The 19103-nt window shown below is 73.5% G+C and carries 21 protein-coding genes; 5 read left to right on the top strand and 16 right to left on the bottom strand.

All coding sequences use genetic code 11. The features are described 5' to 3' along the window. Position 1: 1 nt before the first annotated feature. From FB455_RS24940 to FB455_RS24960, 5 genes are all read right to left on the bottom strand, one after another. The gene (locus FB455_RS24940; RefSeq protein ID WP_013474158.1) at positions 2 to 286 is read right to left on the bottom strand and encodes a putative quinol monooxygenase; all 285 of its coding nucleotides are present in this window, start codon (positions 284 to 286) and stop codon (positions 2 to 4) included. 27 nt (positions 287 to 313) lie between these two features. Next, positions 314 to 1072, bottom strand: a complete 759-nt coding sequence (locus tag FB455_RS24945; protein WP_013474157.1) for a MerR family transcriptional regulator — start codon at positions 1070 to 1072, stop codon at positions 314 to 316. Between the two features lie 107 nt (positions 1073 to 1179). Beyond that, positions 1180 to 1812 (bottom strand): hypothetical protein, encoded by a 633-nt coding sequence (locus FB455_RS24950; protein WP_013284265.1) that lies wholly within the window; start codon positions 1810 to 1812, stop codon positions 1180 to 1182. 130 nt (positions 1813 to 1942) lie between these two features. After that, a complete protein-coding gene (locus FB455_RS24955; protein WP_225319768.1) occupies positions 1943 to 4222 on the bottom strand; it encodes a putative bifunctional diguanylate cyclase/phosphodiesterase in 2280 nt (759 codons plus the stop codon). 129 nt (positions 4223 to 4351) lie between these two features. Beyond that, positions 4352 to 4849 carry an ArsR/SmtB family transcription factor gene (locus tag FB455_RS24960; RefSeq protein ID WP_013284263.1) on the bottom strand — a complete coding sequence of 166 codons (498 nt, stop codon included), beginning with the start codon at positions 4847 to 4849 and terminating at the stop codon, positions 4352 to 4354. A 77-nt stretch (positions 4850 to 4926) separates the two neighbouring features. Here FB455_RS24960 and FB455_RS24965 point away from each other — a divergent pair, with 77 nt between their 5' ends. Next, on the top strand, positions 4927 to 5880 hold the full coding sequence (locus FB455_RS24965; RefSeq protein WP_145755072.1) for a S41 family peptidase: 954 nt from the start codon (positions 4927 to 4929) through the stop codon (positions 5878 to 5880). Between the two features lie 10 nt (positions 5881 to 5890). Here the strand turns inward: FB455_RS24965 and FB455_RS24970 are convergent, their stop codons facing one another. The 8 genes from FB455_RS24970 to FB455_RS25000 form a co-directional block, all read right to left on the bottom strand. Then, a complete protein-coding gene (locus FB455_RS24970; protein WP_145755073.1) occupies positions 5891 to 7396 on the bottom strand; it encodes a hypothetical protein in 1506 nt (501 codons plus the stop codon). After that, on the bottom strand, positions 7393 to 8463 hold the full coding sequence (locus FB455_RS24975; protein ID WP_013474154.1) for a hypothetical protein: 1071 nt from the start codon (positions 8461 to 8463) through the stop codon (positions 7393 to 7395). The genes FB455_RS24970 and FB455_RS24975 overlap by 4 nt, the downstream gene beginning before the upstream one ends. A gap of 82 nt (positions 8464 to 8545) precedes the next feature. After that, positions 8546 to 8683 (bottom strand): hypothetical protein, encoded by a 138-nt coding sequence (locus tag FB455_RS34385; protein ID WP_186466434.1) that lies wholly within the window; start codon positions 8681 to 8683, stop codon positions 8546 to 8548. Between the two features lie 235 nt (positions 8684 to 8918). Next, entirely contained in the window at positions 8919 to 9152 is a 234-nt protein-coding gene (locus FB455_RS24980; protein WP_145755074.1) for a zinc-ribbon domain-containing protein, read from the bottom strand. 78 nt (positions 9153 to 9230) lie between these two features. Further along, complete coding sequence (locus FB455_RS24985) at positions 9231 to 10058, bottom strand: SRPBCC family protein (protein WP_145755075.1); 828 nt, start codon at positions 10056 to 10058, stop codon at positions 9231 to 9233. Further along, positions 10051 to 10611, bottom strand: coding sequence for a winged helix-turn-helix domain-containing protein (locus FB455_RS24990; RefSeq protein ID WP_013284257.1), 561 nt, complete (start codon positions 10609 to 10611; stop codon positions 10051 to 10053). The genes FB455_RS24985 and FB455_RS24990 overlap by 8 nt, the downstream gene beginning before the upstream one ends. A 91-nt stretch (positions 10612 to 10702) precedes the next feature. Then, a complete protein-coding gene (locus FB455_RS24995) occupies positions 10703 to 12046 on the bottom strand; it encodes a class I SAM-dependent methyltransferase (RefSeq protein WP_145755076.1) in 1344 nt (447 codons plus the stop codon). Continuing rightward, the gene (locus FB455_RS25000; protein ID WP_013474151.1) at positions 12043 to 13428 is read right to left on the bottom strand and encodes an FAD-binding oxidoreductase; all 1386 of its coding nucleotides are present in this window, start codon (positions 13426 to 13428) and stop codon (positions 12043 to 12045) included. The genes FB455_RS24995 and FB455_RS25000 overlap by 4 nt, the downstream gene beginning before the upstream one ends. A 93-nt stretch (positions 13429 to 13521) precedes the next feature. Between FB455_RS25000 and FB455_RS25005 the strand changes: the two genes are divergently transcribed. Genes FB455_RS25005 through FB455_RS25015 form a run of 3 tightly spaced genes read left to right on the top strand, consistent with a single transcriptional unit; the run spans position 13522 to position 15098 of the window. Beyond that, positions 13522 to 13992, top strand: coding sequence for an aminoacyl-tRNA deacylase (locus FB455_RS25005; RefSeq protein ID WP_114921202.1), 471 nt, complete (start codon positions 13522 to 13524; stop codon positions 13990 to 13992). A 40-nt stretch (positions 13993 to 14032) separates the two neighbouring features. Next, the gene (locus FB455_RS25010) at positions 14033 to 14317 is read left to right on the top strand and encodes a DUF427 domain-containing protein (protein WP_013284253.1); all 285 of its coding nucleotides are present in this window, start codon (positions 14033 to 14035) and stop codon (positions 14315 to 14317) included. 58 nt (positions 14318 to 14375) lie between these two features. Continuing rightward, positions 14376 to 15098 (top strand): RICIN domain-containing protein, encoded by a 723-nt coding sequence (locus FB455_RS25015; RefSeq protein ID WP_013284252.1) that lies wholly within the window; start codon positions 14376 to 14378, stop codon positions 15096 to 15098. Between the two features lie 50 nt (positions 15099 to 15148). On the opposite strand, the gene FB455_RS25020 is transcribed toward FB455_RS25015, so the two are convergent. After that, complete coding sequence (locus tag FB455_RS25020) at positions 15149 to 16447, bottom strand: MFS transporter (RefSeq protein ID WP_013284251.1); 1299 nt, start codon at positions 16445 to 16447, stop codon at positions 15149 to 15151. A gap of 70 nt (positions 16448 to 16517) precedes the next feature. Here FB455_RS25020 and FB455_RS25025 point away from each other — a divergent pair, with 70 nt between their 5' ends. Then, positions 16518 to 17657, top strand: a complete 1140-nt coding sequence (locus FB455_RS25025) for a GlxA family transcriptional regulator (protein WP_176921697.1) — start codon at positions 16518 to 16520, stop codon at positions 17655 to 17657. Positions 17658 to 17672: 15 nt separating this feature from the next. On the opposite strand, the gene FB455_RS25030 is transcribed toward FB455_RS25025, so the two are convergent. Both FB455_RS25030 and FB455_RS25035 read right to left on the bottom strand, forming a co-directional pair. After that, complete coding sequence (locus tag FB455_RS25030; protein ID WP_013284249.1) at positions 17673 to 18167, bottom strand: hypothetical protein; 495 nt, start codon at positions 18165 to 18167, stop codon at positions 17673 to 17675. Positions 18168 to 18286: 119 nt separating this feature from the next. Next, positions 18287 to 18859 (bottom strand): hypothetical protein, encoded by a 573-nt coding sequence (locus FB455_RS25035; RefSeq protein ID WP_145755077.1) that lies wholly within the window; start codon positions 18857 to 18859, stop codon positions 18287 to 18289. Positions 18860 to 19103: the final 244 nt, after the last annotated feature.

The following is a 19103-nucleotide window of genomic DNA, read 5'->3' on the forward strand; positions in this document are numbered from 1 at the left end:
GTCAGGGAGCCTCGACGCCGGAGATGCGGAACTTGTGCACCTCGGCGCCGAGGATCTCCGTCACCTGCTCGGCCTCCGGTCCGGAGCCCCGGAACGCCAGCAACTGCTCGTCGGACTCCCACCGCTCGTAGACGTTGATCCGGCCCGGCTCGACCAGGTCGGCGCTGACCGCGAAGTCGACGCAGCCGGGCGCGTCCCGGGCCGCGCGGACGGCGGCCTCGCAGGACGCCAGGTAGGCGTCCCGCCGGGCCGGATCGACGTAGAGGGTGCCGGCGACGATGAGCATGCCGGCCATCCTGCCACCCGCTCCCGGTCAGGACCGGGTGATCGCGTTGGCGTGGATCGCCTCGTTCAGGTACGCGGCCATCCCGGGCCGCAGCGTCTCGAAGTACGCGGTGAACCGCGGATCCGCCACGTACATGTCGGCCAGGCCGGTGTGGATCTCGTACGAGCAGTCGTACCACCACTTGGTTATGAGCTGCCGGTGCTCCTCGGCCAGCGCCATCGCCTCCGGGCCGTCAGCCGGCGCGCCCGAGTCCATCAGCGCGACGAACCGCCGCCCCCAGTCCTCGTTCTCCGCCTTGTTGCGCAGCCAGTCCTCCTTCGAGTAGCGGCCCGCGCGCTCCTGCGACTGCCGGTACGCCTCGGTGCCGCCCCAGCGCTGCTCCGCCTCCTCGGCGTGCTCGTCCGGGTCGAAGTCACCGAACACCTCGAACCGCTCCTCCGGCGTCAACTGGATCCCCAACGTCCTCGCCTCCATCGCGTGTTCGATCGCCGCGACCATCTCCTGGAGCTTCCCGATCCGCCCGGACAGCAGCTCGTGCTGCCGGCGCAGGTGCGCCACCGGGTCGGCGTCCGGATCGTCCAGGATCTCGGCGATCTCCTCCAGCGGGAACCCCAGCTCGCGGTAGTACCGGATGAGCTGCAACCGGTCCAGGTCGGCCTCGTCGTAGCGGCGGTAGCCCGCCGGCGTGCGCCCGCTGGGCCGCAGCAGCCCGATCTCGTCGTAGTGGTGCAGCGTCCGGACCGTCACCCGGGCCGCCCGCGCCACCTGTCCCACCGTGTACGGCATGGTTCCCTCCCTTCCGCGACCAAGACTCCCGCCTCCCGCTGCGTGAGGGTCAAGCCGGACAGCACGACGCCCCCGACCAGGATCGGCCGGGGGCGTCGTCGGTGCGGTCAGTTGGTGACCTTCTCCTTCTCGGGAGCGGCGAAGGTCGCGTTGGCCGGGGTGCGGAAGGCGTGCACCAGACCGGCGATCGAGAGCAGCAGGAGCAGGCCCGCGCCGAGGTACAGGGCCAGGGCGCCCTGCTCGGCCTTGCGGCCGAACTCGCTGAAGCCGTACGAGGTGAGCAGCAGGCCGCGCAGCGTCTCGCCCTTGAACACGGTCTCCCGCTGGGCGCTCACCTCGGCGAGCTGCTTCTGGAGGTCGGCCAGGTTGGCGGCGTTGCTCTGCTCGGCCTGGGCCACCTGCTCCCGCAGCGCGCTCTGCGGCTCGCCCAGGTCGGCGTAGGTCTTGCCACCGGCCATGTTCTTCAGGTGCAGGCCGATGTACTCGTTGGCGTAGCACTCGGCCTGCTTGCCGGTGGTCATCTTCTGGCCGGCGTACTCGCGCAGGCAGTCCGACTTCTTCTCCTCGTCCGACAGCTTGTCCGCCGGGGTGAAGGTGATGTGCTGCGCGCCGAGCTGGTCGCGTACGTAGTCGTTGGCGAAGTTGGCGTTCGTCGTCAGGACGACGCCGACGACGAGCAGCAGGACCGCCAGGCCCAGCCCACCGATGCTGAACAGCAGATCGAGCGTCCGTCGCTTCATATCAAACTCCCGTGTGGAGGGTGTGTTCGTCTTGTTGACGAGAACCATCATGGCGGTGCCGGACCGCCGGTGAGCAGGGTCGAATCCCCTGTCCCGTCCGGGACCTTCGGCCCCCGTGGACCCGGGCCGGTCAGCGCTCGGCGCCGGCCCCGGACAGCGCGGGGAGCAGGTCCGGCAGGGCGGCCGGACGGCCGTACCGCCAGCCCTGGCCCTGCCGGCAGCCGATCGCGGTGACCGCCGCGTGCTGCGCGACAGTCTCCACACCCTCGGCCACCACGGCCAGGTCGAACGCGCCGGCCAGCCGGTTCACCATCTCGACGGTGGCGTACGCGCGGGCGTCGCCGGCGTCCAGCCGGGACACGAACGACCTGTCGATCTTCAGCTCGGTGGCCGGGATACGGTGCAGGTAGCTCAGCGAGGAGTACCCGGTGCCGAAGTCGTCGATGGCGATGCGGATGCCGAGGTCGCGCAGCTGGGACAGCCGGTCGAGCACCGACTCGCTGCCCTCGATCAGCGCCGACTCGGTCAGTTCCAGGGTGAGCGCGCGGGGCGGCAGGCCGGCCGCGCCGACCGCGCCGGTGACAGTCGCGATCAGGTCCGGCCGGCACAGGTGGGCGGCGGCGATGTTCACCGCCACAGTCACGTCCGGCGCGTGCTCGCGCCAGGTGGCCGCGGCCCGGCACGCCTCGTGGATGACCCACCTGTCGATGGCCACGATCAGCCCGGTCTCCTCGGCCAGCGGCAGGAACCGCGCCGGGGTCAGCACACCCAGCCGGGGATGCCGCCAGCGCACCAGCGCCTCGGCGCTGCGTACCGTGCCGGTGTCCAGGTCGACGATGGGCTGGAACTCCATCAGCAACTGGCCCTCGTCCACCGCGCGGCGCAGGTCGGCGATCAGTTCGGCCCGGCTGACCGCCGACTCGCGCAGCTCCGGCGTGCACGTCCGGTACGCGGCCTTGCCCGCCGCCTTCGCCGCGTACATGGCGATGTCGGCGTCCCGGAGCAGGTCGGTGTGCGAAGTGTGCTGCGGCCCGTACTCGGCGATGCCGATGCTCGCCGACGGGTGGACGCCGAGATCCTCCTCGCCGGGCAGCGGTTCCAGGGCTGCCAGCAGCCGGACCGCGAGCCCTTCGGGTGACACCGGGCGCTCCCCTGCGACGAGCACTGCGAACTCGTCGCCGCCGAGACGGGCGATCATCCCGTCCGGGCCGACCGCGTCCCGCATGCGCTCCGCGGTAGTGGTCAGCAGCCGGTCCCCGGCGGCGTGCCCGAACCTGTCGTTCACCTGCTTGAAGCCGTCCAGGTCGAGCAGCACCACGGCGACCGGCCCACCCCCGCGCAACGCCCGCCGCAGCCGCCGGACGAACGTCAGCCGGTTGGGCAGGCCGGTGAGCTGGTCGGAGTACGCGAGCCGGCGCAGCCGCCCGACCAGCCGCAGGTTCTCGTTCGCGGCCAGCCCCTGGCGCAGCGCCAGCACCCCGAGCAGGCCCATCATGCCGACGAAGACGACCTGCGGGGTCTGCCCGCTGGGTTGCCGCGACAGCAGGACCGCGACGATCGCACCGCCCACCGGCAGGTACGGCAGCGCGACCCGCCACCACGGCGGCAGCGGCGAGTCGACCACGTCGTCCTCGCCCTCCCCGTCGTTCGGCGGCGGATAGCGGGTGGCCAGGCCGACCAGCAGGTAGCTCAGCGGCCAGCAGACGTCGACCGGGTGCCCCGGCGTGTAGTCGCCGCGCGCGACCAGGGAGACGTAGACGGCGTCCGCGCCGGACCGGATCGCCAGGCCCGCACCGATCACCGTGAGCGCCCGCCACATCGGCCGGCCCGGACCGGCGACCGCCACGAGGATGGTGAGCTGCATCAGGTCGAACATCGGGTAGAGCAGCCCGAACGTCCGCATCGGGTCGGCCAGCTCGGCGTCGGTGATCCGGTGGAACACCACCACCCAGCCGATCGGGATGAGGGCCAGCCCGACGATGACCCCGTCGAGCAGGGTGCGGGCCCGGCCGATCACGCTGCGCGGGCCGGTGCGGGAGCAGAGCAGCGCGGCGGTGCCGGTGACGATGCCGGCGGCGAACAGGCCCCCCACCAGCGGCGTGTGGGGCAGGCCGAGCCCGCCGAGCCGTTCCACCGTCCACACCGCACGGCCGAGCGCGGCGAGGGCCATGGTGGCGGCGAGCAGTTCCCAGAACCGGCGCAACACGGCCGGCTGACGTCGCGCCGCGCCGGCGCAGAGCACTGCCGCCCAGCTCGACACCGCCATCGCGCCGAGGTCGCTCACCAGCGCCGCGCCCGGCAGACGGGCGGCCAGCCAGGCCATCTCCCCGAGTACGACGACAGCGGCCGCGACAAGTCCGACACGGCCGACGAGCGGATGACGGGCCGGCGCCGCGACGGCGAGGCTCACGTCGTGCTGGGATACAACGATGCGCTCCGGCTCTCTTCCAGACGTGCACCCTCGACGACGAGGACCGGACGACGGACGGCGCAAGCCTAGCCAGCGCCGGGGACTGCCGCCAGAGTCGACGACTGTCGGTCAGCGGACCGCAGGCGGGTGCCGGTAGAGGGAGACCAGCACGCCGTAGCGCGGCTGCCCCGGCGGCGCCTCCTCGGCCTCGCCGACCAGTTCGTCCAGCGTGGACCGCAGGCGCCGGGCCTGGGCCGGCGTGAGCCGCAGGTGTCGCAGGTGCACGAGCGGGTCGGGGTCACCGGCGAGTTCCTCGGCGTACGCGCCCAGCAGCGCAGCGGTGGCGCCCGCGTCGGTGTCGGCGCCGACGAGCCGGCGGAACGTGCGTTCGTGGTAGCGCTCGGTGCCGCCCCGGACCTGACGGCTGTGCGCCGGGCGGACCATGCCGGCCTCGGTCAGCACCGCGAGATGGTGGGCCACCGTGCCCTTCGCCGCGCCGAGACGGGCGGCGAGCTGGCTGAGCGTGGCGGGACCGGCTCCGAGCGCGAACAGCAGCCGGTGCCGGAACGGGTGGGCCAGCGCCTTGAACTGGGCCGGGTCGCGGATCTCCAGCGGATCGTCGGTCACCGCGAAAGCGTCTAGTTCTCTTGACGCTTTGTCAACCGGCTGCTCTACTTCTCCCCCACCGCGAGAACGGGGACTCGATGGATCCGGACCAGATCACCGCCATCGTCGAACGGGCCGCCGCCCTGGTGGCCGACGAGTACGTCCTGCCCGACGTCGCCGACCGGGTCGCCGGCCACCTACGCGAGCGCCTGCGCGCCGGGGCGTACGCCGGGGCGGGCGACCCCGCCACACTCGGCGCGCTCGTCACCGCCGACCTCCAGTCGGCGAACCGCGACCTGCACCTGCGGCTCAAGCACCACGACCAGCCGCTGTCCGACGAGGCCGACGACCCGACCGGGGAACACTTCGCGCGCCTCGCCGCGCTCGGCATGGGCGGCGCGACCCGGGTGCAACGGCTGCCGGGAAACGTCGGGCTGCTGGAGATCCAGCCGTACGTGTTCCCGCCCGACCTGGCCGGCGACGCGCTGACCGCCGCGCTGCGGCTGCTCGCCGGCACCGACGCGCTCCTGCTCGACCTGCGCCGCACCGAGGGCGGCAGCCCGGACGGGGTGGCGCTGCTCTGCGGCTGGTTCTTCGCCGAGCCGACGCACCTGCACACCATGCACGAGCGCTCCGGCGCCACCCGCCAGTTCTGGAGTGCCGCCTGGCTGCCGGTCCCCCGCTACGCGCCGGAGAAGCCGGTCCACGTGCTCACCGGTCCGGCGACGTTCTCCGGCGGCGAGGAACTGGCGTACGACCTTCAGCAGTTCGGCCGGGCCACAGTGGTCGGTGAGCCCACCCGGGGCGGCGCGCATCCCCGCGTCGGGCACCGGCTGCACCCGCACCTGGAACTGACGGTGCCGGTGGCCCGGCCCGTGCACGCGGCGAGCGGCACCAACTGGGAGGGCTGCGGCGTCACCCCGGACCTGGCGAGCCCGGCCGACGGGGCGCGCGACGTCGCGTACCGCCGGAGCCTGGAGGCGCTGCTCGCAGCGGACCCGGACCGGCCGACGGCGGCCGAGGCGCGGACGGCTCTCGCCGCCCTGGGCTGAGCCGCGCGGGTCAGGACCAGTCCTCCGCCGGGGCCGGGTCCTGCGGCGCGACGGCCGTGCCGGGCGGCCCGCCGTGCGTCCACGGCGTCTCCTCCGGCGCCGGGAACGCGCCGCCCGGCAGGAAGCCGTCGGACAAGCTGGTCAGGCAGATCCGCTCGCCCACCTCGGGCACGCTGCCGGGAGGCGCGGTCAGCCCCCGGCCCATCCCGCCGGACAGTTCCAGCACCACCTCGGTCTTGCCGTCGGCGCCGGGCGTCACGAACACGACCTTCGCCTTCTGCGCCGGGCGGGCCGGGGAATACAGCGTCGCGCCCACCGGCATCGGCACCGGCTCGGTGGTGACCACCTGGATGCGCGGGCGCAGCACCGGCCGCTTGCCGGAGTCGTCCACCCGCGCCGGGTCGGCGAGCGTCACCTCGCCGACGAACGCCTCACCGGACAGCCGGTGCTCGGCCATCACCAGCGGATCGTCGTAGGCGCGCTGCACCGCCCACGCGGTCGACGCCCGTTCCAGCCGCTGCAACCGCAGCGCCGCCGCCACCGCGCCGTCGCGCCGCGGCTGCGGGCCGCCCCCGGCGTCGACGTGCTCGGCGTGCGCGGTGAACGCGTCCCGGTCACCGGCCCACCGGCCCGCCACCCGCGCGCCGGCCGGCAGCGCCCGCAACAGCCCGACGCCGCGCCACATCAGCTCCCAGGTGGGCGCGAGCTGGTCGCGCAGCAGGCCGGCGAGCTCGTCGTACGCGGCCGCGCGGGCCGCCGGGTCGTCCTCGGCCCGGGTGTACGCCTCGATAGCGGGGGCGAGCCGGCGGTTGTCGAAGTCCGGGTCGGTGGCCGGACCGGCCGGCGGGCAGTGTGCCGGGTCCTCGGCACGGGCCGCCGCCTCGGCGCCGGTCAGCCCGGCCGGCGGGTCGAGCCAGCCCAGCACCGCCGGCAGGTGCAGGTCCTCCACCACGCTCTGCCCGGTCGCCCAGTGCAACGTCAGCGCCTCGGTGAGCGCCAGCAACGCCGACGAGCCGGTCTGCTCGGCGCGCTCGGCGAAGAACGTCAGCCAGCGGCCGAGCAGCGGCACCGACTGGTGCACCGGGTAGTCGCCGTCGGTACGGCGGAACCGGGTGGAGCGGCCGAACAGCCGCAGGAACGTGATCCCGGCCGGGTTCGGCACCAGCAGTTGCGGCGCGTCGACGTACCGGTGGCGGACGTCGCGGCCCCGGTCCACCGGCACCGCCTCGGTCAGGTCGCGGAACTCGTCCAGGTAGGGCAGGACGATCCCGGCCAGCTCGGCGGCGAACGCGAACCGCTGGTCCCGGTTGCGCGGCTGCGGCACCACGAGCAGCCGGGCCTCGTCGGGCGCGGCGCCGACCATCGCTGCCAGCGGGGCGTTCGCCTCACCGGCCAGCGCGAGCGGCACCAGCACCAGCGGCCGGTCGGACAGGTGCAGGTGGCGGACCGTGGCGACCGGCTGGGCCCGCCCGGTGGCGACCGCCTGGGCCCGGGCGAGTGCGCGGAGCGTACTCACGCGGGGTGTCCGGCGAGGGCGTCGGCGCGCAGGCGCGCGGCGGCCCGCAGCAGCGCGGCGGCCTCCGCCTGCTCCGGCTCGGGCGCGGTTACGCCCTCGGCGAGCGCCAGCACGTCGGCGACGTCCTCGACGCCGCCCAGCGCCTCACGGACCGGCCGGCCCAGCGCGCCGGTCTGCCCGCGCGCCTCGTGCCGGCAGAAGTACGCCAGCTCGCAGGCGGCCAGGCAGTCGGGTGCGTAACGCGCGGGCACCTGGTGCAGCGCGGCGGCGAGCGTGGCCGGATCGGCCGCCGGGTCGACCGTGAAGCCGGCCGGTACGGCCGCGAGCAGCTCCTCGACCCGGGCCATCCGGGCCAGCTGGCGGCGCAGCACCAGCAGTTGCCGGCGCACGTCGAGCAGGCTGGCCACCGGCTGGTTGGCGAAGTCGCGCGGGCAGACCAGCACCACCTCGTGCGACACCAGCTCCGGGTCGCGTCCCTCGGCGGCGAGCAGCTCGCGCAGCGCCAGCACGTAGACGGCGGACTGGATCGCGGCGGCGGCGACCTTGCCCGGGTCGGCCTGCCCGTCGATCACCGGGAACGACTTGATCTCCACGACGTGGAACCGGCCGGCCAGCCGCGCGGCGACCAGGTCCGGTTCCAGGTGCACCCGGGTGCCGGCCACGTCCAGGCCGAGCAGCGGGTGGTCGAACAGCGCCGGGCCGTCGCCGCTCGCGGTCAGCGCCGCCCGGGACCGTTCCGGCCGGTCGTCGTCGGCGCCGAGGTCGGTCCAGGTCGCGGCCTCCGGCACCGGTACGCCGAGCCGCTCCGCGACCAGGCGCAGCAGTTCCGCCCCGCCGTCGGCCTTGACCTGGGCCTCGAACGCGTTGCCCCGGGTGATCGCGAAACGGGACTGCCCGAACCGGGCCGGGAAGCCGAGCCGCTCGGCGAGCGCCGGCTTGTCCGCGCCCGCGCTGTCCAGCACGGCGCGGCGGGTGCAGCCGGGGTTGCCGGTCAGCGCGGCGACGGTACGGGCGTTGTGCCGCCGGGGCGGCCCACCACCCCGGATCTGCGCCAGCCGCTCCTCCATCCGATGAAGTGTAAGGAAGGGCCCCTTGTTAACGCCTCCGGTAGAGGAAGGGCCCCTTCTTAACACGGCGGTCAGATCTCCCTCAGGCGTCGCCCCCCCAGCCCCGCTCCCAGTCGTTGACCGGCCAGGGCACCGGCACGGTACGGCGATGGAATTCCCGGTCGAGGGGCTCGACGACGCGCAGCAGGTCGGCTCGGGCGGCGGGTGGCCGGTGCAGCACTGAGCGAGCAGCTCGCGATGGTCCTCCGGTTCGATGCCGCGGTCGGGCCACCCCGTCAGCGGTCGGCGGAGCGGTTCCAGGGCGAGCGCGGGGACTGCGCTCCCGCCACCGGACGACGCCGGCGGCGGTGCCGGCGCCCGGGCGTGCAGGGTGGACGGGCAGCGGTGTGCACCGGCGGGGCGATCGGAGTGGCGGGCTGCCGGCCGATCAGCCAGCAGAGGAAACGGGTCACCGGTCAGCCGACCGGGAGGCGCTCGGCCTCGGTGCGGGAGATGTCGTACTGGGCGCCGCAGAACGTGCACTGCTGCCCGTACCGGGTGCGCAGCGGGATCAGCGGGATGAAGAAGAGGCTGAACTTGGTGACCCGGCGGGTGATCACCTGGGCGGCCTGGTTGCCGCAGTTGCGGCAGACAGCGGTGACGACGCCGGACCGGACGACCTTGGTCCGCAGCCCGAAGATGAAGAACATCGCCCGGCATTACCCAGCCAGCGCCCGTGTTAAAAGGGGCCCCCTCCTCTACCGGAGGCGTTAAGAGGGGGCCCTTCCTTACAGCCAGATGGGCTTCCAGTCCGGCACCTCGTGGAAGCGTCGCAGCTCGGCGAGCCCGGAGACGATGCCGGTCCAGGCGCCGTACGGCGGGTTGCCCTCGTCGAAGCCGGACTGCACGAACGTCAGCTTCGTCCGGCCCTCGGACTCGTCCAGCTCCCAGGAGGTCACGCCGGTCGGTCCCCAGTCGATGGACAGCGCCCGCCCCGGCGTCACGTCGAACACCTTCGCGGCCTCACCGGCGTCGAAGCCGCCCATCGCGTACCGGCCGCCCTCCCAGGGCTCGATGCCGATCGGGTAGCCGAACCAGGCGCCGGCCTGCTCGGAGTCGGTGAGTGACGTCCACACCTTGTCCATCGGGGCGTCGATCAGCAGTTCGCCGCGCAGGTCGGCGGAGGTGAAGTCGGTACGCGGCAGCAGCGGCCGACCGTCGAGGTGGTCGTTGAGGTTGGCGATCGCCAGGTACCAGAACGTCTGGAGCACGCCCCGGATGCTGCTGCCGCTCATCGCCTCCTCGAAGCTGAAGTGGCTCTGCCGCAGCGTGAGTACGGTGGCGTCGCCGTCGGGCTCCAGCTCGAACTCGGTAGTGGTCTCCACCCCGTCGAGCGTCCACGCGAAGCGCAGCGTCCGGTCGTCGGCGTGCAGCAGCCGCTGGTGCGGCGCGTCGCCCTCGGGCGTGTAGCGGCCCCAGAACTCGTACCGCCGGGGCAGCTCGACCTCGGCGTGCTCGGCCAGCCAGACGCGCAGCTCGGCGGCGTCGGTCAGGGCCCGGCGGACGGTCGCCACCGGGGCGGCGAGGCGGGCGCGGATGATCATCGGCTCAGTCATGCGTGTCGCCTTTCGGGTAGCAGGCCACGGCGAGCTTGAAGGCGTCTCCCTCGGCGCCGCCGTAGCGCGTGAACAGGTCCTGCAGCGTCGTCTGCAGGTCGTGCAGGAACTCCTGCCGCCGCTCGGCGGGCACCCGGATCTCGCCGGAGACGCCGATGGACGGCAGTTCGGGGGCGGTGCGGTCGAGCGCGGCGATGTCGGCCTGGACCTCCTCCATGAGGTCGAGCAGGTAGCCCAGGCTCAGCTCGTCGCGGGCCCGGCGGGTGCCGCCGATGCGGCCGACCAGGCGGGGCGAGAGCCAGTACGACCGGGCGACGGCCTGGTAGATGCCCTCGGTGATGCCGCGCACCTGCCGCTGCGCCACCTGCTCGGCCAGCCCGGCCGCGACGAGCTGCTTGACGTGGTAGTAGACGCGCTGCGGCGTCTGCTCCAGCCGGGCCGCGACCTCGGTGCAGGTGCGGGGCTCGGCGAGTTGCCGCAGCACCTCGATGCGCTGCGGCTTGAGCAGGACTTCGGCCTGCTCGCGCTGTTCCAGGTACAGGACGTCTCTCATGGCAAAATCAGTTTGTACGTACAAAACTTCTTTGTCAATGGCTTCGACGAAAGGCCGCGCGGTCCGCGCGGCCTTTCGTCGGTACGTCGCGTCAGGGCGTCCAGTCCGGACGCAGCGGGTACCCGTTCACCCCTTCCGGGCCGTTGTGCGTGGCGAGCACGTGGTGCAACTGGATGCCGTTGCGCTCGAACGCCAGCCGGGAGCCGGCCATGTAGAGCCCCCACACCTTCGCGGTGCCCGGCCCGACCTCGCCGACGCAGAAGTCCCAGTGCTCGACCAGGTTGCGGCACCAGCCGGCGAGCGTCAGCGCGTAGTGCTGGCGCAGGTTCTCCTCGTGGTGCACCTCGAACCCGGCGTCGTGGATCTCGCTGATCAGCCGGCCCGGACCGGCCAGCTCACCGTCCGGGAAGACGTACCTGTCGATGAACGCGCCGGAGCGGTGCGGCGCCCGGTTGTCGGCCCGGGTGATGCAGTGGTTCAGCAGCCGCCCGCCCGGCTTGAGCCGGGAGCGCAGCGCGCCGAAGTAGGCCGGGTAGTTGCGCACCCCGATGTGCTCGGTCAGGCCGATCGAGGAGATCGCGTCGAACTGCTCGCGCGGCGCGTCCCGGTAGTCCAGGTGACGCACCTCGGCCAGCTCGCTCAGCCCTTCCCGCTCGATCGCGGCCCGCGCCCAGTCGGCCTGCGCCTTCGACAGCGTCACACCGAGCGCCTTGACGCCGTACTCGCGGGCCGCGTGCCGGACCATGCCGCCCCAGCCGCAGCCGACGTCCAGCAGCCGCATCCCCGGCTTGAGCGCCAGCTTGCCGGCGACCAGGTCGTACTTGTTGCGCTGCGCCTCCTCCAGGGTGTCGCCGGGGCTGCGGAAGACCGCGCAGGTGTACGTCATGGACGGCCCGAGCACCTTCTCGTAGAAGGCGTTCGACACGTCGTAGTGGTGCGAGATCGCGGTGCTGTCCCGGATGCGCGAGTGACGCAGGCCGGTCATCAGCCGCCGCCAGCGCGGCGCCGCCTCCTGCGGCGGGGGCGGCGGCGGGCGCAGCCGTTCCCAGCCCAGGCCCCGGACCAGCGCGAGCGCCTCGCTCATCGCCGGGATCCGCAGCGGCACCTCGTCCTTGATCACCCGCAGCGCCTCGTACGGGTCGCCCGGGTGCACGCCCTCCAGCGCCAGGTCGCCGCTGACGTAGGCCCGGGCCATGCCCAGGTCGCCCGGCGCGGTGAGCAGGTAGGACAGGCCCCGCTCGGTGCGGATCGCCAGTGTGATCCCGGCGTCGGCCGGGCCTACCTCGCTGCCGTCGTAGCCGGTGACCCGGACGGGCAGGTCGCCGGTGGTGACCGCGCGGACCACGTCCGCGACTGTGGGTCCGGTACGCCGCCCGCCCGCCGGCGGGCCGGCCGGGGCGCTCGCCGCCCCCGGTGTTCGGTCGGTCAGACTCATGCTCGGGATACCGCCTTCTCGTACAGTCCGGTGAGTCGGTGGTCCGGGTCGTAGCGGTCCTTCACGGCACGCCAGGTGTCCCCGCCGTAGAGGCGGTCGAACTCCCCCCGGTCGTAGTACGCGTCGGAGTAGAGCGACTTGTGACCGCCCACCTCCGACACCATGCGCTCGATCTGGCGGTTGACGTCGCCGTCGGCGGCGCCCGCCGCGATGGCGACGCTTCCCCAGAAGCCGATGTTCACATACGTTTCGCCCGGTCGGAGCGGATATAGCGGCCACGCCTTCGCCGACCCGGGACCGGACGGTTCCCGCAGCCGCAGCGGGCACAGCCACACCGGCGTCATCCCCACGTTCGCGGCGAACCAGCGCAGGAACTCGGGCGTGCGGTCCAGCGGGACCTCCACGTCCTGCACCACCCGCTCCCGGGCCGGGCGACCCCGCCACCTGTCGACCCGGGCGGCCACCTGGTGCCGGTGCTCCAGCCGCACGATCCGGTGGTAGACGTCGCTCCGCCGGTAGCGCCGCGGCCACAGCCGCCGCACCACCGGGTGCTGCACCCCGAACGCCGCCGAACACCAGAACCAGTCGGTGTCCCAGCGCCAGAGATAGTCGTACGCGGTGAGCGCGTCCCGGGTGCGCCGGCGCAGCGAGCGGTAGTAGATCTCCTGGCCGGTGTAGTCGGACGGGCCGTCGTCGGCCTCGTCGGTGAACGTGCCGAGCACGAGGTACGCCTCGCCGGGGCTGAACACCACCCCGTCCATGGCGTCGACCGGCTCACCGCCCCAGGCGCCTTTGGCGACCACCTCGCCGATCGCGTCGACCAGCTCCTCCAGCCGGGTGAACCGGATGTTGCGCAGTGACACGTACCGGCGGATCGGTTGCAGCTCGATGCGCAGCCGGGTCGCGTAGCCGAGGCTGCCCAGCGAGTTGGGGAAGGCGCGGTGCAGGTCGGCGTGCTCGCCCCGGGGCCGGGTCGTGACGATCTCCCCCGCGCCGGTGAGGACGTCCATCTCCAGCACCGACTCGTGCGGCAGGCCGTTGCGGAAGGAGGTGGACTCGATGCCCAGCCCGGTCACCGCCCCGCCCAGCGTGATGGTGCGCAACTGCGGCACCACCAGCGGCATCAGGCCGTGCCGCAGCGTCGCGTCGACCAGATCCTCGTAGGTGCACATGCCCTGCACGTCGGCGGTACGGGCCGCCGGGTCCACGGCGAGCACCCCGGTCAGGCCGCTCACGTCCAGGCCGGGCGTACGCGGCGCGGAGCGGGGCCGGAACAGGTTCGAGGTCTGCTTGGCCAGCCGTACGGGTTCCCCGGCGGGCACCGCGGCGTAGGAGCGCCGCAGCGTGTCCACCGCCCGTTCATGATCACGGACAGCGTGCATGAGATCACCTTACGCTCGGGTACGACAATTCGTGGGATGTCCACGGTGGCCATTCCGCGACCGGCCGACGACGCGCGCGTTACCGTGACCGCCATGCCGAATCCCGCGCTCACCGCACTCGACGACGCCGGCCTGCCGTACCGGGTGATCCGCCACGGCCCGGTCGCGAGCCTCGCCGAGGCGGCTGCGGCGCGCGGCGTCGAGGTGCCCGACGTGGTCAAGACGATCGTGGTCCGCCGCGGCGAGGGCGACCTGCTGTTCGTGCTGACGCCCGGCGGCCGGGTGATCTCCTGGCCGAAGCTGCGCGCCCTGCTCGGGGTGAGCCGGCTGTCGATGCCCGACGCCGAGGCGGCGAAGGCCGCCACCGGGTACGCGCGCGGCACCATCACGCCGTTCGGCGCCACCACCGCCTGGCCGGTGGTCGCCGACGAGCGGCTGCGCGGCCGGGAGATCACGCTCGGCGCGGGCGAGCACGGCCTCGCCGTCGCGGTCGACGCGGACACCGCGCTGGCCGCGCTCGGCGCGACGGTGGCCGACGTGACGGACGAGGAGCCGACGCGCTGAGCGGTGGCCGGCACGCGCCCACCGGCATAGCGTGGAGGACATGCCGAAAGCCGTCTGGAACGACCTCGTCGTCGCCGAGAGCGACGACACAGTGGTGGTCGAGGGCAACCACTACTTCCCCCGTGCCGCGCTGCGCGACGACCTGATCCGGGAGTCCGACACCCACACGGTCTGCCCGTGGAAGGGCACGGCCTCCTACTACACGCTCGAACACGGCGGCGCCACCAGCCCGGACGCCGTCTGGTACTACCCCGATCCCAAGCCGGACGCGGAGATGGTCCGCGACCGGGTGGCGTTCTGGAAGGACGTCCGGGTCGTCGACTGAGTCACCGTGCCGCCGGGGCGACTGGCACCCGGCGGCCCCGGTGGGTCACTATGCCCCCATGGCCGACCCGCACTCCGACCCGTCCGGCACCGTCTACGGCGCCCGCCGCGCCCGTGGCGCCCGTGGTGTCCGGCTGCCCCAGGACCCGCTGATGCGGATCGCGCTGGGCGTCGGCGTGGCGGGCGTACTCCTCGGGGTCTTCTTCGCCACCGGCGTGCTCGGCGGCGGCGACGACCGGCCGGTGGTGCCGGCGGCGGCAGTGCCCACAGCGGAGCCGAGCGAGCCGAGCGCGGAACCGACGGCGGAGCCCACGCCGTCGTCGTCGCCCTCGCCGAGCGCGGCGCCGAGCACACCCGCCGCGCCTGTGGCCACGCCGAAGGTGATCCGGGGCGTGCCGTCCGGACGCTGCCTCGGCGTGACGGGCGACGAGGCCGAGGGCGCGCAGGCGGCGCTGGCCGACTGCACCGGCGGGCCGGAGCAGCAGTGGGTGGTCACGCCGGTCACGAACGACACCTACCTGCTCGTCAACGCGGCGAGCGGCAAGTGCCTGGACGTCAACGAGGCGAAGACCGACGACGGCGTCGACGTGCAGCAGTGGTCGTGCAACGGGCAGGCCAACCAGCAGTGGCGGTTCCAGCAGGCCGGTGACGGTGCGGCGCTGCTTGTGGCAGTGCACAGCGGCAAGTGCGCGCAGGTCGACGACGCGGGCACCGAGCCCGGCCGCGAGCTGGAGCAGGCGCCGTGCAGCGGCGCTCCCGAGCAGCAGTGGGCGGCCGGCTGACCGGTCGGCCCCGGTGGCGCCGCCCCGCCGGCCCCGGTAGCGCCGACCCGTCAGCCGCGGTAGCTCCAGGCCCGCCGGCCCGCCGCCACGGGCAGCGCGAGCGCGGGCTCGTCGGCGGCACGGCGCCGCATCAGCAGCGACAGCCCGGCCGCGCCGATCGACAACGCGCCGGCCACGTACCAGGCCAGCGCGTAGTCGCCGAGCCGGTCCCGGACCAGACCGGCGCCGGTGGCCGCCAGCGCGGCGCCGAACTGGTGCGCGGCGAACACCCAGCCGAACACCACGGCACCGGACGCGCCGAACCACTCCCGGCACAGCGCCACGGTCGGCGGGACCGTCGCCACCCAGTCCAGCCCGTAGAAGACGATGAAGACGAGCATGCTCGGCTCGGCCGTACCGGCGAACAGGCTCGGCAGCACCAGCAGCGACGCCCCGCGCAACGCGTAGTAGGCGCCGAGCAGCAGCCGGGCGTCGACCCGGTCGGTGAGCCAGCCGGAGGCGATCGAGCCGGCGATGTCGAAGAGCCCGACCACGGCGAGCAGCCCGGCGGCTGTGGTCTCCGGCATGCCGTGGTCGTGCGCGGCGGGCACGAAGTGCGTACCGACCAGGCCGTTCGTGGTCGCGCCGCAGATCGCGAACCCGCCGGCGAGCAGCCAGAACGGCCGCGTCCGCGCGGCGGCGGCGAGCGCGCCGACCGCCCGCGCCGCCGCGCCGCCCTCCGGCCGGGCCGGCGGCACGACCTCGGTCGCGCCGTAGGCGGGCCGCCCCAGGTCCGCCGGATGCTCCCGCAACAACCACACCACAAGGGGTACGACCGCCAGCGCGGCCCCGGCGACGACGAGTGCCGCCGTGCGCCAGCCGTGGTCGCGCACCAGCACCGCGAGCAGCGGAAGGAAGACGAGCTGCCCGGCCGCGCCGCCGGCGGTGAGCACACCCGTCACCAGGCCCCGCCGCTTGACGAACCAGCGCCCGGTCACCGTCGCCACGAACGCCAGCGCCATCGAGCCGGTGCCCAGCCCGACGAGGACGCCCCAGCACAGCAGGAGCTGCCAGCTCTCGGTCATCCCCACGGTCAGGCCGCTGCCGGCGGCCACCAGCACCAACGCACCGGCCACCACCCGGCGGATGCCGAACCGGTCCATCAGCGCGGCGGCGAACGGCGCGGTGAGGCCGTACAGCAGCAGGTTGACCGACACGGCGGCGGAGATGGTCGCCAGCGGCCAGCCGAACTCGGCGTGCAGCGGGTGCAGCAGCACGCCCGGGGTGGCGCGGAAACCTGCGGCACCGACGAGCGCGACGAAGGCCACGGCGGCGACGAGCCAGGCCGGGTGCAGGCGGGATCGTGTCACCAATCGAGTCTCGGACCGGGCGGTTCCTGCGACGAGTGGCCGGAAAGCCATCGTGCGCAATAATCGGGCCATGTCCGTACCGCACCGGGTCGCCGTCCTCGCCCTCGACGGCGTGGTGGCGCTCGACCTCGGCACCCCCGCCCAGGTCCTCGGCGCCGCCCGCGCCGACGACAGCACCCCGCTGTACGCGGTGGCAACCTGCACCCCCGGCGGCCTGCCGATACGCAGCAGCGCCGGCTTCCAGGTCCTCCCCGACCACGGGCTGGAACTGCTGGAGCGCGCCGACACCGTGATCGTCCCCGGCATCCACTCCGGCTCGCCGCTGCACGACGGCACGGTTGCCGCCGAGGTGGCCCAGGCGCTGCGGGCCGCGTACGACCGGGGCGCCCGCGTCATGTCCATCTGCACCGGCGCGTTCGTGCTCGCCGCCGCCGGACTGCTCGACGGCCGCCCGGCCACCACGCACTGGGCGTACGCGTCGCGCTTCCGCCGCCTGCACCCCGGCGTACGGCTCGACCCCGACGTGCTCTTCGTCGACGACGGCCGCGTGCTCACCTCGGCCGGGGTGGCCGCCGGAATCGACCTGTGCCTGCACGTCGTCCGCACGGACCACGGCAGCGCGGTGGCCAACCGGGCCGCCCGGCGCTGCGTGGTGCCGCCGTGGCGCGACGGTGGGCAGGCCCAGTACATCGAGCGGCCGGTACCCCGCGCCGCTGACAACGGCACAGCGGCCACCCGCGAGTGGGCGCGGCAGCGGCTGCACGAGCCGGTGGCGCTGCGCGAGATGGCGGCGCACGCGCGGATGAGCGTCCGTACGTTCACCAGGCACTTCCGGTCCGAGACCGGGCTCAGCCCGGCGCAGTGGCTGCTCCAGCAGCGCACCGAGCACGCCCGGGTGCTGCTGGAGACGACGGATCTGAACGTCGACCGGATCGCCCGGGACGCGGGTTTCGGCACCACCGCCGCGCTGCGCCAGCACTTCCACGCGCGGGTAGGCGTGTCCCCCACCGCCTACCGCCGCACGTTCCGCCACCCGCCCCCTGCGACGTCCCCCGCCCCGCGTTCCGCCCCGCCCGCACCCGCTGCTCCGCCCCCGCACGCTGTCCCGCCCGTGCCCGCTGTCCCGTCCGCGCCCGCTTCCGTCGATCTTGGAGTTGTGGCGCCTGGAAGGCCAGGCATGTCGGAGTTGTCCACTGCCACAACTCCATGATCGGTTGTCTGCCGGTCAGGCGAGGTGGGGCTGGCGGCGCAGGGCGCGGAGCTGGGCCAGGTGCAGCGGCAGGTGCACGCGGATGTGCAGGTCCAGCGCCCTGCCCCAGGGCAGCGAGTCGTCCACGTCCAGGTCGAAGCCCTCGCGCAGCACGGTGTCCACCGGCGTCTCCGCCGCCGGGCCGAGCCGCTCCGCCAACGCGCACAACTTCTGGCTGGTGGCCCGGAACAGCGCGGCCAGGCCGTCCAGCCCGCCGCACTCGGAGACGAGCGCGTCCAGTTGCGGCCGGTGGATGGTGTCCAGGTCGTAGTACGCGAACGGCGAGCCGGCCAGCACCGCCTCGGTCGCCTCGCTCATCAGCTCGTCGTTGGCGGCGAGGTGCGCGACGATCTGCTCGGCGCTCAGCTGACCTTCGGGCGGCGGCCCGAACCCGCCCGCGTCGATCTCCGCGAACAACTCCTCGTACGCCTGCCGCAGTGCCGGGGCGTCCACCTCGTCCATGCCCCGCATCCAACCCTCGCAGCCGCTGCGGGCACCCCGGCTACCGTGCCCGGTTCACCCAGACGCGTGAAGGCCGGCACCCCGTTGGTTCGGGGTGCCGGCCTTCAGCTTGGTCTTGCTTGTTCGTCTTAGCTGTTCCAGTGCTGGGCGACGAGGTCGGCGGCCTGCTGCTCCCACTGGGCGTAGTGGTCCGGGTAGGCCGACACCTGGACGGTCTGGGCGGCCTTGGTCAGCGGCATGTCCTGCCAGCCGTCGACCTGCTTCAGACCCTTCAGGAACGCCGTCGTGGAGTACTCGGGGTCGGTGATCTGCTCCACCGTGCCCCAACCACTGGACGGGCGCTGCTGGAACAGGCCCTGCGAGTCGTGGTCGTTACGGTCACCGAGGTGGCCGAGGTTCTCCAGCTTCGACTCCTGCAACGCCGTGGCGATCGACACGACAGCGGCACGCTCGTCCATACCGGCCTTCTTCGTCGCCGCAATGATCGCCTTCACGTTCTTGGTCTGCTCGTCGTTCAGGTCGATACGCGACTGCTCACCCTGCACACCGTGCGGGATCAGCTTGTCACCCTGCACGCTCACACTGACCGGCTTGGTGTGGGTGGTGTCCGCCGCGTGCGCAGCCACCGGACCGGCGAACACGCCACCGGTGAAAGCCAGACCAGCAACACCCAGAATGCTCTTACGCAGAATCGTGTTCATCAGAAGTGCTCCATTCGGGGGTCGACACACCCCGCAGGGGGACCGGGGTGCGTGGGCACCGTCAGGCGCTCAAGAAAGTCTTCGGGGGATCCGGCTGCTCGCGAGGGCAGAGGGGGGCCTCGTCGCGGCGCCGGAAGCATGTTCAACGACCCGCCACCCGCCACCATTCCCGGAGGCTCAACACGCCTGCGGAGAGCAGGCGCGGGGGTTCACGTCGTCGGAACCGTGTTCAACGACCAGCCGG

This window comes from Micromonospora sp. CNZ296 (genome assembly GCF_007827635.1).